Source organism: Mesorhizobium sp. L-8-10, from assembly GCF_016756635.1.
Classification (GTDB): domain Bacteria; phylum Pseudomonadota; class Alphaproteobacteria; order Rhizobiales; family Rhizobiaceae.
This window is the reverse complement of the sequence record NZ_AP023263.1, coordinates 2,154,552-2,168,034: the sequence shown is the minus strand read 5'-3', so window position 1 is coordinate 2,168,034 and position 13,483 is coordinate 2,154,552. Positions and strand designations below refer to the sequence as shown.

The 13,483-nt window shown below is 66.2% G+C and carries 12 protein-coding genes; 7 read left to right on the top strand and 5 right to left on the bottom strand.

Features of this window, described 5'->3' with window-relative positions; genetic code table 11:
• Positions 1-133 precede the first annotated feature (133 nt).
• A complete protein-coding gene (tesB, locus tag JN280_RS10135; RefSeq protein WP_202311883.1) occupies positions 134-1,006 on the bottom strand; it encodes an acyl-CoA thioesterase II in 873 nt (290 codons plus the stop codon).
• Between the two features lie 110 nt (positions 1,007-1,116).
• Here tesB and JN280_RS10130 point away from each other — a divergent pair, with 110 nt between their 5' ends.
• The gene (locus tag JN280_RS10130; protein WP_202311881.1) at positions 1,117-2,349 is read left to right on the top strand and encodes a ubiquinone biosynthesis hydroxylase; all 1,233 of its coding nucleotides are present in this window, start codon (positions 1,117-1,119) and stop codon (positions 2,347-2,349) included.
• An 87-nt stretch (positions 2,350-2,436) separates the two neighbouring features.
• Here the strand turns inward: JN280_RS10130 and JN280_RS10125 are convergent, their stop codons facing one another.
• Both JN280_RS10125 and JN280_RS10120 read right to left on the bottom strand, forming a co-directional pair.
• On the bottom strand, positions 2,437-2,964 hold the full coding sequence (locus tag JN280_RS10125) for a hypothetical protein (protein ID WP_202311879.1): 528 nt from the start codon (positions 2,962-2,964) through the stop codon (positions 2,437-2,439).
• Positions 2,965-3,074: 110 nt separating this feature from the next.
• A complete protein-coding gene (locus tag JN280_RS10120) occupies positions 3,075-3,938 on the bottom strand; it encodes a DMT family transporter (protein ID WP_202311877.1) in 864 nt (287 codons plus the stop codon).
• 161 nt (positions 3,939-4,099) lie between these two features.
• Between JN280_RS10120 and JN280_RS10115 the strand changes: the two genes are divergently transcribed.
• A complete protein-coding gene (locus tag JN280_RS10115) occupies positions 4,100-5,458 on the top strand; it encodes an aminotransferase-like domain-containing protein (protein ID WP_202314671.1) in 1,359 nt (452 codons plus the stop codon).
• An 11-nt stretch (positions 5,459-5,469) separates the two neighbouring features.
• On the opposite strand, the gene JN280_RS10110 is transcribed toward JN280_RS10115, so the two are convergent.
• Positions 5,470-6,327, bottom strand: coding sequence for a hypothetical protein (locus tag JN280_RS10110; RefSeq protein ID WP_202311875.1), 858 nt, complete (start codon positions 6,325-6,327; stop codon positions 5,470-5,472).
• A 104-nt stretch (positions 6,328-6,431) separates the two neighbouring features.
• On the bottom strand, positions 6,432-7,403 hold the full coding sequence (locus JN280_RS10105) for a ribonuclease T2 family protein (RefSeq protein ID WP_244743173.1): 972 nt from the start codon (positions 7,401-7,403) through the stop codon (positions 6,432-6,434).
• 312 nt (positions 7,404-7,715) lie between these two features.
• Here JN280_RS10105 and JN280_RS10100 point away from each other — a divergent pair, with 312 nt between their 5' ends.
• The 5 genes from JN280_RS10100 to JN280_RS10080 all read left to right on the top strand — a co-directional run bounded on the left by JN280_RS10100 (position 7,716) and on the right by JN280_RS10080 (position 13,477).
• Positions 7,716-8,543, top strand: coding sequence for a GntR family transcriptional regulator (locus JN280_RS10100; protein WP_202311873.1), 828 nt, complete (start codon positions 7,716-7,718; stop codon positions 8,541-8,543).
• Positions 8,540-9,523 carry an ABC transporter substrate-binding protein gene (locus JN280_RS10095; RefSeq protein WP_202311871.1) on the top strand — a complete coding sequence of 328 codons (984 nt, stop codon included), beginning with the start codon at positions 8,540-8,542 and terminating at the stop codon, positions 9,521-9,523. Before JN280_RS10100 ends, JN280_RS10095 begins: the two co-directional genes overlap by 4 nt.
• 53 nt (positions 9,524-9,576) lie before the next feature.
• On the top strand, positions 9,577-10,413 hold the full coding sequence (locus tag JN280_RS10090; protein WP_244743171.1) for an ABC transporter ATP-binding protein: 837 nt from the start codon (positions 9,577-9,579) through the stop codon (positions 10,411-10,413).
• Entirely contained in the window at positions 10,410-11,165 is a 756-nt protein-coding gene (locus JN280_RS10085; protein ID WP_202311869.1) for an ABC transporter permease, read from the top strand. Before JN280_RS10090 ends, JN280_RS10085 begins: the two co-directional genes overlap by 4 nt.
• A 77-nt stretch (positions 11,166-11,242) precedes the next feature.
• A complete protein-coding gene (locus JN280_RS10080) occupies positions 11,243-13,477 on the top strand; it encodes an arylsulfatase (protein ID WP_202311867.1) in 2,235 nt (744 codons plus the stop codon).
• Positions 13,478-13,483 lie beyond the last annotated feature (6 nt).

The window sequence follows — 13,483 nt, the reverse complement described above, 5'->3', positions numbered from 1 at the left end:
CAAGCTCCGTGCCAGTTGCCGGAATCGTCGCTCAAGGCTTTGCAATTGAACGGAAAAAAGACTGCTTGTGGCTACGGCCCACGCCATCGCCATGTCCAACATGCACAAAAATTATGCAAATTTTCAGAATTGCCTAGTTTGAGGGCGGGGTCCTCAGGCGGATCAGGCCTTCCTGCGCCACCGAGGCGATCAACGTGCCGTCCTCGGCATAGATGGCGCCGCGGGTGAAGCCTCGCGCGCCCGACGACGAGGGGCTATCCTGCGTGTAGAGAAGCCAGCCGTCGAGCAGATGCGGACGGTGGAACCACATTGCGTGATCGAGGCTCGCCACCTGCAGATCCCGGTCGAACACCGCGCGGCCATGCGCGAAGGTCGAGGTGTCCAGCAGCGTCATATCCGAGAGGTAGGCAAGCACGGCCGCCTGCATTGTGCGATCGGCGGGCACCGGCCCGGTGGTGCGCAGCCAGATGTTCTGCCTCGGCGGCAGCTTCTCGCGGCTGGTATAGTGATCGACATTGACCGGCCGCATATCCAGCGGCCGCTCCCGCGCCCAGAAGCGGCGGATATTCTCCGGCACGTTCTCGGCCTGTTCGAGCAATTCGCGCTGCGACTTCAGGCTGTCCGGCGGCGGGACGTCGTCGGGCATGGCGAACTGATGCTCGAGACCCTTCTCCTCGACCTGGAAAGAAGCCTCCAGCGAGAAGATCGCCTGGCCGTGCTGGACGGCGACGACGCGCCGCGTGGTGAAGGAGCCGCCGTCGCGGATACGGTCGACCTGATAGACGATCGGCACCGTGGTGTCGCCCGGCAGCATGAAATAGCCGTGCAGCGAATGGACGCGCCGGTCGGGCTCGACGGTGCGCTGCGCGGCGACCAGCGCCTGCGCGATGGTCTGGCCGCCGAAGACACGCTGCCAGTTCACCTTCGGGCTGCGACCACGATAAAGGTTGTGTTCGAGTTCCTCGAGGTCGAGTATGGCAAGCAACTCTTGCATGGCGGCCGACATGGTTCGCCCTTTTGGTTGAGAGAACGGACGGGCCGGTTTCAGACGAACCACCGTCGAAGTCAAGCTTGCCGGCGCGGAAGGCGCCGGGCCGGGTGAAAAGGACGAAGGCCATGGCCGACCAGAACAAGACCGATATCGACGTGCTGGTGGCCGGCGCCGGTTATGTCGGCCTGGCGGCCGCCGTCTCGATCCGGGAGGCGCGACCGAGCCTCTCGGTCGCGGTGGTTGACGCCGCGCCGGCGAATGTCTGGCAAAAGGACGGCCGCGCCTCGGCCATCGCGGCCGCGGCCTGCCGCATGCTCGGCCAACTCGGTTGCTGGGACGAGATCGCCCCGCAGGCGCAGGCGATCACCGAGATGATCATCACCGATTCCAGGACCTCGGACCCCGTGCGGCCGGTCTTCCTGACCTTCGACGGCGAGGTCGCTCCCGGTGAGCCGTTCGCGCATATGGTCGAGAACAGGATCCTCAACGGCGCCCTGCGCCGGCGCGCCGCCGAACTCGGCATCGACATCATCGAAGGCGTCGCGGTCACCAGCTTCGTCAGGAACGGCCGCGACATCTCGGTGCATCTGGCCGACGGCATCACCATCGATGCCCGGCTCCTGGTGGCCGCCGACGGCGCAAGGTCGCGGCTGCGCGACATGGCAGGCATCAAGACGGTGAAATGGGAGTATGGCCAGTCGGGCATCGTCTGCACGATCGCCCATGAACGGCCGCATGACGGCCGCGCCGAGGAGCATTTCCTGCCGGCCGGCCCCTTCGCCATCCTGCCGCTCACCGGCAACCGCTCCTCGATCGTGTGGGTCGAACGCACCAGCGACGCGGAAAGGCTGGTGCAGGGTGACGAATTCTCCTTCGAGATCGAGTTGGAGCAGCGCTTCGGCCTGAAGCTCGGCGAGATCAGGGTCGAGGACAGGCCCCGCGCCTGGCCGCTCGGCCTGACGCTGTCGCGCGCCTTCGTGGCGCCGCGCTTCGCGCTCGCCGGCGACGCCGCCCACGGCATCCATCCGATTGCCGGCCAAGGTCTCAATCTCGGCTTCAAGGACGTCGCCGCGCTCGCCGAGACCGTGGTCGAGGCAGACCGGCTCGGCCAGGACATCGGCGCCCTGGACGTCCTGCAGCGCTACGAGCGATGGCGCCGCTTCGACACCGTCCAGATGGGCGTGACGACCGACGTGCTGAACCGGCTCTTCTCCAACGACCTCGGCCCGGTCCGTGCCGTGCGCGACATCGGGCTCGGCCTCGTCGAGCGCATGCCCCGCCTGAAGGAGTTCTTCATCCGCCAGGCCTCAGGCCTGTCGGGCGACACGCCGAAGCTGCTGCGGGGAGAAGCGATTTGAGGAGAAGCGAATAGCGAATAGCAAGTAGCGAATAGGGGCTCGGCTGGCTGTCCTTCCCCTATTCGCTACTCGCTATTCGCTATTCGCTCAGTTTACGACGACCCCCAGCTTCTGCCGCAGACGATGCATGCGCGGCTCAAGCATCGGCAGCGGCGGGCCGCCCGCGGTGGCGACGCGCCGTATCATGGTCAGCAGATCGCCCTTCTCCGCCTCGTCGAGCCGGTCGCGCAAGAAGGGCGCGAGCCGGTCGATCACCATTGCAGTGTCGTCGATCCGGCCGGTCGCCCACAGGGCATAGTCCACAGCAGCATCCGCCTTCCCGGCGGCAGCGATCGCGGAGATCTCCTTCCGCAGCGCTGTCTCCCGCTGGGGCGCCATCTCGACGCCGTCGGAAGCGATGGATGCCAGCAGGGCCGCCGCGGCGACCACGGGATCGTCGATGGACGGCAGCGGCGAGGCGCCGTTCAGCCCGCGCTGTCTTTCCCCGCGCACCGCGCGGCGCGCGCGTCCGAGCGCCTCCGCCGCGTCATTCGCGGCCTCGTTCAACATCTTGCGCCGATACCACCAGAGGACGACCACAGCGACCAGGCCGACCACGATGAAAAACAAGGGCATTGCGCGGCATTCCCGTTGCAACGCCACAGACCATAGGCAATGCGGCGGCGAGGCTCAACGGGGAAGCGTTGGCGCAAAGCGGTCTGGGCCCGCTGTCCTGCTCCAGACGGCTATTTCGCGAAGCGTCGCGATCCGGCCACGCACAGCACCACGCCCAGCGTGACCGCCAGCATAAGGCCGCTGACGGGTTCCCTGAGCAACAGTGCGGCCAGCCCCAGCCCGAAGAAGGGCTGCAGCAGCTGCAACTGGCCGACCCCGGCAATGCCGCCCAAGGCCAGCCCCCGGTACCAGAACACGAAGCCGATCAGCATCGAGAACAGCGACACATAGGCCAGCCCGAGCCAGGCCGGTCCCCCGATACCACCCCAGGAGGCGGGCAAGCTGGCCAGCGTGAGCCCGACCATCACGGGCAGCGACAAGACCAGCGCCCAGCAGATGACCTGCCAGCCCCCCAGCCTGCGCGAGAGCTTGGCGCCTTCGGCATATCCCAGCCCGCAGGCGATGATCGCGGCCAGCATCAGCAGGTCGCCCACCGGTGATGCCTGGAGCCCCTGCGTCAGCGCGAAACCTGCGACCAGCGCGCTGCCCAGGCCGGAGAACAGCCAGAACAAGGGCTGCGGCCGCTCGCCGCCCCTGACGACGCCGAAGATGGCGGTCGCCAGAGGCAGGAGCCCGACGAAGACGATGGAATGCGCCGTCGTGACATGGCGAAGCGCCAGCGCCGTCAGAAGAGGAAATCCCACGACCACGCCGAGCGACACGATGAGAAGCGGCACGAGGTCCTCGCGCTGCGGTCGCTTCTGGCGGAGCGCGGCAAGAAGCGCGACCCCCAGAAGCCCTGCAATGCTCGCGCGGGCGGCCGTCAGGAAGAGCGGATCGAAATCCGCCACCGCCACGCGGGTAGCAGGCAACGAACCGCTGAAGATCAGCACTCCGAGGAAGCCGCTGAGCCACCCCTGCGAGGTCTTGTCCATACCGGGTCCTTCGTTTCCAGTCTCTCTCGGCCGCACCTTTCCTCCGAAGCGACTGGACGTTCCAGAAACGGTTCGGTACGGTTCTGACAAACTGTACCTGATATGGATGCAATACAGTGGACAGCACCGCTACGGATGAACGCACCCTCGTCGAGCAGGTCATGGGCGCAGTCCATCAGAGGATCGCCCGCCGCGCGTTGACCCCGGGCGCCAAGCTGCCCTCGATCCGCGCCTTGGCCGAAACCATGCGGGTGTCGAAGTCGACCGTGGTGGAAGCCTACGACCGGCTCGCCGCCGAGGGTGCCATACGCTCGCGGCCCGGTTCCGGTTTCTACGTCGCTGCGCCCCTGGCGCCGCTTTCGCTGGCGGAGATCGGTCCGCGCCTCGACCGGGCCGTCGATCCGTTCTGGGTGTCGCGCCAGTCGCTGGATGCGGGTGAAGGCATGCTGAAGCCCGGCTGCGGCTGGCTGCCCGCCCAATGGATGCCGATCGACGGCATAAGGCGCGCTTTGCGCGGCCTCGGGCGGACGGCCGAGATAGCGGCCTTGACCGATTACGGGCCAGCGCTCGGCCTGCCGCCGCTGCGTCGCCTGCTGTCCCGGCGGCTTTCCGAGCGCGGCATGGACGCTCCGCCCGACCAGATCCTGCTCACCGAATCCGGTACGCAGGCGATCGATCTTCTGTGCCGCCTGCTGATCGGACCGGGCGACACGGTGCTCGTCGACGATCCCTGCTATTTCAACTTTCTCGCGCTGCTGCGTGCCCACGGGGCAAAGATCGTCGGCGTGCCCTATACGCCGAGCGGGCCCGACATAGCACTCTTCGCGCAGGCCCTGGCCGAGCACCGGCCACGCCTCTACGTCACCAATTCCGGCCTGCACAATCCGACCGGAGCGTCACTGGCCCCTTCCGTCGCGCACAGGCTGCTGAAGCTTGCCGAAGCTCATGAATTGATCATCGTCGAAGACGACATATTCGCCGATTTCGAGCATGAGCCGGCGCCGCGCCTCGCCGCTCTCGACGGTCTCGACCGAGTGGTCCGCATCGGCAGCTTCTCCAAGACGCTGTCTGCATCGGTGCGCTGCGGATATATCGCGGGCCGACGGGACTGGATCGAGAGCCTCGTCGACCTGAGGATAGCCACCGGCTTCTCCAGCCCGCGCCTTTCGGCCGAGCTCGTGCTCGCAATGTTGAAGGACGGCAGTTACCGCAGGCATCTGGAAGCTCTTCACGGGCGCCTGGCGAAAGCGAGAGCGGCGACGCGACGCCGGCTCGGCGCCCTCGGCATCGAGCCCTGGATCGAACCGGCGGCGGGCATGTTCCTGTGGTGCCGGTTGCCCGGTGGGCTCGATGCAGGCGAAATCGCGCGCCGCGCGATCTCGGCCGACCTGGTGCTGGCGCCCGGCAATGTGTTCAGCCCGTCGCAGACGGCTTCCGGTTTCATGCGCTTCAATGTCGCTCAATGCACCGATGACCGCGTCTACGGTACGCTCGAGCAGGCGATGAAGGCCGCAGCCTGACGGGCCCGCCGTCAAGCGACCGCGAAACAGCGGTCGAAGGCATCGTCGATGATGGCGAGCTTGATCACCTGGGCAGCCGTATACTCCTCGCGGAACCCCTTCGACACCCACATCACCGAACGCCCGCGCGCGCCCTCCCAGCCGATGCTGCCCAATTGCTCGGCCTCACGCAGCTTGCGGCCGAGATGGGTCCGCGACAGCTTCAGCAGTCCGGCGAATTCGGCGATCGACACGACGCCGGCCGGAATGCGTTCGGCATCCGCATCGGCCGCGCCGATGCGTGAGATCAGCCAGTCCATGACGATGCCGCCATTGTTGAGCCAGGTGAACAGCGAGAAGGTGCGCTCCGGCTCTCGCACCGGCTGCGAGGCCAGCAGCCCATCCGCGATCAGGGGCTGCAGGCGTGCGAGCGCGTTCTCCTCCGTCGAGAAGGTGGCGACGCGCCTGCCGCCGTCCAGGCCGTCCAGCGTCGTCAGATGCGCATAGGTCCAGCCCATCAGGGCGTCGAGGCCAGCCGGGGTCGGGGCGATCAGCCGCACGCGGCGATCCCCGGCGGCGGGCACATGGACCACAATGCCGTATTTCAGAAGTTCCTTGATGAAGGCATCGGCCGTGTTGCGGCTGGCGATATTGTGCTCGGCAACCTTTTCCAGAAGGCGCGCCAGCGTCAGCCCCTTCCATCCCTGGCCGAGACTGCCCCGAAAATGCAACATCAGGCCGGCATGGGCCATCAGCCAGCGCTGCTGCGTCGCGAAGACGGCCGAAACGCGCGGATTGGCCTCAAAGGCCAGCACGAGCGCCTGGGACTGCCGCCGGATGCAGCCAGGCAAGGCCAGGTTACCGGCGATGTCCTCTGCCTTCAACGCCATGCCCCGCCCCATGAAGCAAGTGGCCCCACCCTTCAGACCGGCTTGTGGACTATTCGCGGCTCGCCGAAAAGAGGCCGGAGCACAACCTGTCGCTGGGCAACGGCCTACTGCAGACCGACCGGGTCGACAATTCCGCCCGGGCATTCCGTCCTGGTCGGCGCGGCCGCGGCGATGAGATCGGCGAGCCGCGCATATGGCGTGATTTCGCCGCCGAGACCGATGGTGAGTTCCGAGATGATCAGCCGGCCGCCGTCACGCACGCACTGCATGCGCACCCGGTCCCCGGCACCGGCGCCGAAACCCTCGTCGAAAGCCGTGCTGATATCGTCGAAGGAGAGGAAGCCGCCGACCCTGCCCTCGAAAAGCGCCTGGACCGGTGACGTGTTGAGCTGGCGCATGACCGAAAGCGACTCGCCGAAATATTCCTCCATCGACGGCCCGTAGCAGGTGCCATGCTTGATCCACTCGTGGCGATCGAGATGCGACTGCGTGCCGGGCATGACCTGGTCGAGTTCCTTCGCCGTAGCCGGCTCGAGGACCACCTCGGGAAGCCGGTCCCATCGCCCGGCCTTGTCGTCCGCGACCGCCGCCTGCCCGACATTGCAATAGCCCAGGCTCCGGGGCTGCGGCCAAAGCCCGTGCAGCGCGAAATGGCTGGCGTCGAAGCGGTCGGCAGTCTGGCTCCCGCATTCGGCCTTGCCGGGCTTCGTCTCGCAGAAGCCCGGCTGCCAGCTCGCGGCGAGCACATAGTCCGTTCTTCCCACGGAGGCTTCGCCTGCCGGACCGCTGCCCTCAACCGCAGCCGTACCGCAGTCGACCGGCGCCCAGCGCCGCTCGGGAGCAGCGCCCGGAACGATGATCAGATAGTGGGTCGGCGGCTGCTTGTTGCCGGCGACGATCCGGTAGGAGCGGTCTGCCTCAAGGGGGACCGGATTGGACTTCTTATTCAGAGATTGGAACGCGCTGCAGTTCTCGCCCGCCGTGAAGGCGCCATCAAGAGCAACTTCGGCTCGCGCCGAAGGCGACAATGCCATGATGCCGGCCACTACTGCGAGGATTCGCGGAACTCTCGTCATGATCCCTCCCTTCCTGGCTCCACATAGATAGCCCTGTCATGCAGCCTTGTCATGACGGATCGGGTTTCCTTTCGTTTCGTTCCGACGCTCGATCTTCGCCTTGCGCGTGTCGTCGATCTGCGCTCAGGGAGCGGCGGATGATCATGCGCCCGACTCCCGGATCGGCCCATTGATCCCTGGCGGACTTTCAGCCCTGAGGGCGCGGCCACTCGGATCGAACCGCTTTCGGGCTCCGCCCCATGATTCCGGTTGCTATCAGCCTTCAGTCGGGTTAAAGGTCAGACGTCTGACGTCTGACCTTGGGAGGAAGCCATGGCCGACACATCCGAATTCCGCGCTCGCGAAATCGGCAACCAGATCCTCGACTACATCAGGCAGGCACGGCTGCAGGCCGGCGACCAGTTGCCAGCCGAGGTCGAGATGGCCGGCCAGCTCGGCATCAGCAGGGCGACGATCCGCGAGGTCTATGTCAGGCTGATGGCGCAGGGGATCATCGTGCGCCGCCACGGGCTCGGTACCTTCGTCGGCCAGGTCCCCATCCAGGACGACCAGACCTATCAGACGGGCTTTGCTGCCAGCATCAGCGCAGCCGGCTTCACGCCGACGGTCGACCTCATCTCGGTCGGCCGCGTGCCGCTCGGCGCCGAACTCGCCGCCGAGTTCGGCTGCGCCGAAGGCACCGAGGCTTCGCGGCTGCTCCGCGTCTTCAGGGCCAATGGCGACCCGGTCGTTCTTATCGAGGACCACCTCGCGCCCGGGCTGGACGCGGCCAGCATCGACCTCGATGCCTACGCGATCGATCTGATCGCCGGCCTCACCACCCAGACGAATATGCAAGGCACACGCATCGACACCTGGACGACCGCGACTGACCTTTCGGACGAGCGCGCCGAGCTGCTCGAACTGCCTGCCGGCCACCCGGCACTCCACATCTACTCGATCATCCATTCAGAGGCGGCCGGCACCGTCTGCGTGGCCTGGGCCTGGCTCAATCCTCGGCTGATGGAACTCAAGTCCAGCCGGCGCGTGAACCTGGCGAGCCCGCCGATCATCACGCTCGCCGACGAGGTCTCCCCCGTCGCCCAGCGTACGCAAAGAAGCATGAAGCCAACCCAGGGGAAAAAGGAATCCAGGAAATGAGGAGAATTTCGGTTGTGCTGCGCGGCCTGCTGGCCGCAGCCTTCGGTTCCGTGCTTGTCGCAACGAGCGGCGCGGCCCATGCAACTGACGATGTGACGATCGGAGTCGATTTCAACATTCTCGGCTCTCAGGTCTGGGTCGCCAAGGACAAGGGCTTCTTCGAGAAGAACGGCATCAATGCCGACGTTCAGCCCTTCGCCTTCGGCATCGACACCATCGATGCCGCGCTGACCGGGCAACTCGATTTCGGTCTCGCGCTCGACTTCGCCACCACCACCCGCCTCCAGAGCGGCCAGCTCAAGATCGTCTCGGCGATCATCGAACCGGAGCCGGGCTTCCACAAGCTGGCCGTGAGCGAAGCCATTCAGAAGCCGGAGGACCTCGCCGGCAAGCGCATCGGCCTCGCCAACGGAACGGCGCAGCACCTGGTGACGCTCAGCTATCTCAAGAATGCCGGCGTCGATCCCGCGGATGCGACAATCATACCGCTTCCGAGCCTGCTCGAGATCATCGCTTCGCTGCGCGCCGGCCGCCTCGATGCCGCCTTCGTCTGGGGGGACGGGGTGGCGCAGGCGTCCGAGATCCCGGGTTTCCGGATCCTTGGCGACGACAAGCCAGCCAAGGTCCGCCTCTACGGCTACATCTCGACGACCAAGGCTTTTGCCGCCGAAAACCCCAAGGCCGTCGAGAACACGCTGCGAGCCCTCGCCGAGGCAACCGACTGGATGGATGACAATTTCGAGGAAGCGGTGGACATCGTCGCCAGCCACGCCAAATCCCCGCGTGACAGGGTCAAGGCCCAGATGGAGATCCAGCACTTCACCATCTCGCTGAAGCCGGAGCAGCTCGAAGGCTTCGAGAAGATCGCCGACTTCGCCGCGACGAACGGCATCACCAAGGCACGGGTCGAGCCGGGCGACTTCATCGACCCCAGCTTCCTCGAGGCCGTCGACCCCGCTCGGGTTTCGCTGGCGAAATAGCGCCGTCACCCATCGGGCGCCCTATCTTGAACCGACGGACCGGGAGGAGACCCATGAACGTCACGTTGCAACGTTCAGCCGCCATGACGGGCGGGCGCAGCGCCGGCCCGGCCGCCGTCAGGCTGGAAGGCGTCGGCATGGGCTATGGCCAGGCCGCCAGGCCTGAGAACTACATCCTGGCCGATCTGGATCTGACGATCGGCGCCGGCGAGTTCTTCGTGCTCGTCGGCCCGAGCGGCTCGGGCAAGTCGACCCTGCTCAAGCTGATTGCCGGCACGGCATTCCCCAACGAAGGCCGGGTGACTTTCGAGGGCGCACCCGTGACCGGTCCCGGCCGGAAGCGGGCAATGGTATTCCAGTCCGTCGACGGGCCACTCTTCGACTGGCTGACCGTGGCCGAGAACATCGCCTTCGGGCTGGAGATCGCCCATACGCCGCGCGACGTCAGGGACGCTGTCGTTGCGCGCCATGTCGAGCTCGTCGGCCTGAAGGGCCATGAGACCAAGTTTCCGCATCAGCTCTCCGGCGGCATGAAGCAGCGCGTCCAGATCGCCCGTACGCTGGCCGTCGAACCCGACGTGGTGCTGATGGACGAGCCCTTCGCCGCACTAGACGCCCTGACGCGGCGCGTTCTGCAGCGCGAGATCGCCCGCATCTGGAGCGAGACCGGCAAGACCTTCGTCTACGTGACCCACGACATCCGCGAGGCGCTGCTGCTTGGCCAGCGCATCGGGGTCATGAGCGTCGGGCCGCGGGCGACGGTCAGGCACATCCATGAGATCGCCCTGCCGTTCCCGCGCGACGAGCTCGACCCGCAATTCCTGGCGCTCACCCGCCAGCTCGACGAGGAGATCGAAAGGGAGGCGACACGGCAATGGGCTGGAAAATGAATACTTTCATTTCGGTCGCGGCGGTCGTCTTTGCGCTGGCGCTTTGGCAGCTCGCCCCGGGACGGGTCATCGATCCTTTCTTCCTGCCGACGCCGACGGCGGTGCTCGCCGGGCTATGGGAAATGCTGCTCGACGGCACCCTCGCGCAGTCGGTCGGCGCGAGCCTATACCGCATCTTCGCCGGCTGGCTTCTCGGCAGCCTGGTGGCGATCCCAATCGGCCTGCTGGTCGGAACGTTCCGCCCGGTGAAGAGCGTCGTCGACCCCTTCGTCCACTTCTTCCGCTTCGTGCCGGCCATCGCGCTGGTGACGCTGTTCATCGTCTGGTTCGGCATCGGTGAGACTTCGAAGATCCTGCTGATCGCCTACGCGACAGGCTTCATCGTGCTGGTCAACACGGCCAGCGGGATCGGTGCGATACCCGCCGACAAGATCGATGCCGCGCGCTGCCTCGGCGCCAGCCCGTGGCAGGTCTTCGCCAGGGTCATCCTGCCGGCCAGCCTGCCCAACATCTATGTCGGCATGCGCCTCGCGCTTGCCTCTTCCTTCCTGGTGATCGTGGCGGCCGAGATGCTGGCGGCGCAATCGGGCCTCGGCTACCTCATCTGGAACTCCAGGCTCTATTTCCGCATCGACTGGATGTTCGGCGCCATCGTCCTGCTCGGCCTGCTGGGCTTCATCACGGACAGGATGATGCGCGTCCTGGGGCGTCTCCTGATGGAACGCTATCTGCGCGACGCGCTGAAATACTGACCCGCCGCGCTGGCGCCCAGCAAGGCACGAGCCTCGCGGGTGCCGCCGGCGCGCCGGCAAGGACGAAAGGAAAGGTCATGACGGAAAGCCGCCCGGCCGGCCGCATCGGTCGCACGCATCTGGAATCCGCACCCTGGTACGAGGCCAGGCCGAAGCCGGCTCCGGACAGTCCCAATGTCATCTTCGTCGTTCTCGACGACGTCGGCTATGCCGATCTCGGCTGCTTCGGCTCGGAGATCCGCACCCCCAACATGGATCGCCTCGCCGGGCGCGGGCTGCGTTACAGCAATTTCCACACGACCACGCTCTGTTCGCCCACCCGCGCCTGCCTGCTGACCGGCCGCAACCATCATGCCGTGGGCATGCGCTATCTCGCCAATGTCGACATGGGTTGGCCGAGCGGCCGCGGCGCCATCTCGCACCGCGCCGCGACCATCGCCGAAATGCTGCGCGAGAGCGGCTATTCCACCTTCGCCGTCGGGAAATGGCATGTGGCGCCCACCGACGAGGCGAGCGCCGCCGGCCCCTTCGGCCAATGGCCGCTGGGACGCGGTTTCGAGCGTTTCTACGGTTTCATGAACGGCAGCACCGACCAGTACTATCCGGAGCTGATCGAGGACAACCATCCCGTCGAGGCACCGGCCGGCCCCGAGGACGGCTATCATCTCTCGAAGGACCTGATCGACAAGACGATCGCCATGCTTTCCAACCACGTCTCGTTGGTGCCGGAAAAGCCGTTCTTCCTCAACCTGGCCTTCGGCGCCGGGCATTTCCCGCATCAGGTGCCGCGCGAATTCATGGACCGCTATGACGGCGTCTATGAAGCGGGCTGGGACGAGGTCCGCGCCTCCCGGCTGGAACGTCAGAAGCGGATGGGACTTGTGCCCGAGGCGACGGAACTGCCGCCGTCCAACCCCGGGGTCGAGCCCTGGTCGGCGCTTTCGCCGGAGCAGCGTGCGGTCGCCGTGCGGCTTCAGCAGGCCTATGCCGGCTTCCTCGAACATACCGATTTCCATTTCGGCCGGCTCGTCGACTTCCTCGAACGCGTCGGCAAGCTGGACAACACGATGATCGTGCTCCTGTCCGACAACGGGGCGTCGATCGACTGCGGCCCCGATGGCACGACCAACGTGCTGCGCTGGTTCAACCAGATCCCGGACACGGTCGAGCGCAATCTCGCCGAGATCGACCTGATCGGGGGGCCGCGCAGCTTCACCAACTATCCCTGGGGCTGGGCGCAGGCGAGCAACACGCCGCTTCGGCTCTACAAGAGCTACACCCATGGCGGCGGCGTGCGCGACCCGCTCATCGTCTCGTGGCCAAGGCGTATTGCCGATCACGGCGCGATACGACACCAGTTCCACCACGTGACCGACATCACGCCGACCGTGCTCGAGATTTGCGGCGTCGACGCACCCATGACGTTTCGCGGCGTGCCGCAGATGCCGATCCACGGCACCAGCCTGGCCTACACCTTCGCCGACCCCAAGGCGGAAACGCGCAAGGAAGTGCAGTATTTCGAGATGTATGGCCACCGCAGCATCTGGCACAAGGGCTGGAAGGCGGTCACCAACCACCAGCCGGCGACCTCCTTCGATCTCGACGACTGGGAGCTCTACCACCTCGACGAGGACTTCGCCGAGACGCGAAACCTGGCGAAGTCGCATCCCGAAAAACTCCGGGAACTGGTCGAACGATGGTGGGCGGAAGCCGGCAAGTATGACGTCCTGCCGCTGGACGACCGGCGCGAGATCCTGTTCAAGCCGGCGCCAAAGCCCGATTCCATCCGGGCGAAGAAGCGCTTCGTCTATCATCCCCCGATCTCGGCCGTTCCCGCCGAGGCCGCGCCGCTCACCCAGGACGTCTCGCACCGCATCGAGATCGAAGCCGAACTCGGCGACGGCGACGCGGGCGCGCTGGTGGCCTTCGGCAGCAGCGCCGGCGGCTACGCTCTCTTCGTCAAGGGCGGCAGGCTCGTCTATGCCTACAACCGTTGCGGGGAGATCATGCGGCTTGTTTCGGACCGGGCGATCGGGACGGGACGGATGTCGCTGGGCTTCGAGTTCAGGAAGACCGGTATCCTCAGGGGAACGGGCCGCCTGACGGTTGCTGGACGGGCAGCGGGAGAGCGCGCCTTCGACGCGACCCTGCAGCGCATCTCGCTCTCCCCGATGCTGATCGGCCGCAGCGGCATGCCGCCCGTGGTCGACGACTATGCCGACCAGTTCTGCTTTTCGGGTCGGATCGAGCGCGTGACCTTCGAAATCGGCGACGACAGGGACCTGCCGCCCCCCTCGCCCGAGATCGATTGACCGGAG

What these genes read in the sequence shown, in the direction of transcription:
- JN280_RS10120 (WP_202311877.1), bottom strand. Translation starts at nt 3,938, where the DNA reads ATGGACAAGACCTCGCAGGGGTGGCTCAGCGGCTTCCTCGGAGTGCTG.
- JN280_RS10130 (WP_202311881.1), top strand. Translation starts at nt 1,117, where the DNA reads ATGGCCGACCAGAACAAGACCGATATCGACGTGCTGGTGGCCGGCGCC.
- JN280_RS10115 (WP_202314671.1), top strand. Translation starts at nt 4,100, where the DNA reads ATGGGCGCAGTCCATCAGAGGATCGCCCGCCGCGCGTTGACCCCGGGC.
- JN280_RS10105 (WP_244743173.1), bottom strand. Translation starts at nt 7,403, where the DNA reads ATGACGAGAGTTCCGCGAATCCTCGCAGTAGTGGCCGGCATCATGGCA.
- JN280_RS10100 (WP_202311873.1), top strand. Translation starts at nt 7,716, where the DNA reads ATGGCCGACACATCCGAATTCCGCGCTCGCGAAATCGGCAACCAGATC.
- JN280_RS10125 (WP_202311879.1), bottom strand. Translation starts at nt 2,964, where the DNA reads ATGCCCTTGTTTTTCATCGTGGTCGGCCTGGTCGCTGTGGTCGTCCTC.
- JN280_RS10090 (WP_244743171.1), top strand. Translation starts at nt 9,577, where the DNA reads ATGAACGTCACGTTGCAACGTTCAGCCGCCATGACGGGCGGGCGCAGC.
- JN280_RS10085 (WP_202311869.1), top strand. Translation starts at nt 10,410, where the DNA reads ATGAATACTTTCATTTCGGTCGCGGCGGTCGTCTTTGCGCTGGCGCTT.
- tesB (WP_202311883.1), bottom strand. Translation starts at nt 1,006, where the DNA reads ATGTCGGCCGCCATGCAAGAGTTGCTTGCCATACTCGACCTCGAGGAA.
- JN280_RS10110 (WP_202311875.1), bottom strand. Translation starts at nt 6,327, where the DNA reads ATGGCGTTGAAGGCAGAGGACATCGCCGGTAACCTGGCCTTGCCTGGC.
- JN280_RS10080 (WP_202311867.1), top strand. Translation starts at nt 11,243, where the DNA reads ATGACGGAAAGCCGCCCGGCCGGCCGCATCGGTCGCACGCATCTGGAA.
- JN280_RS10095 (WP_202311871.1), top strand. Translation starts at nt 8,540, where the DNA reads ATGAGGAGAATTTCGGTTGTGCTGCGCGGCCTGCTGGCCGCAGCCTTC.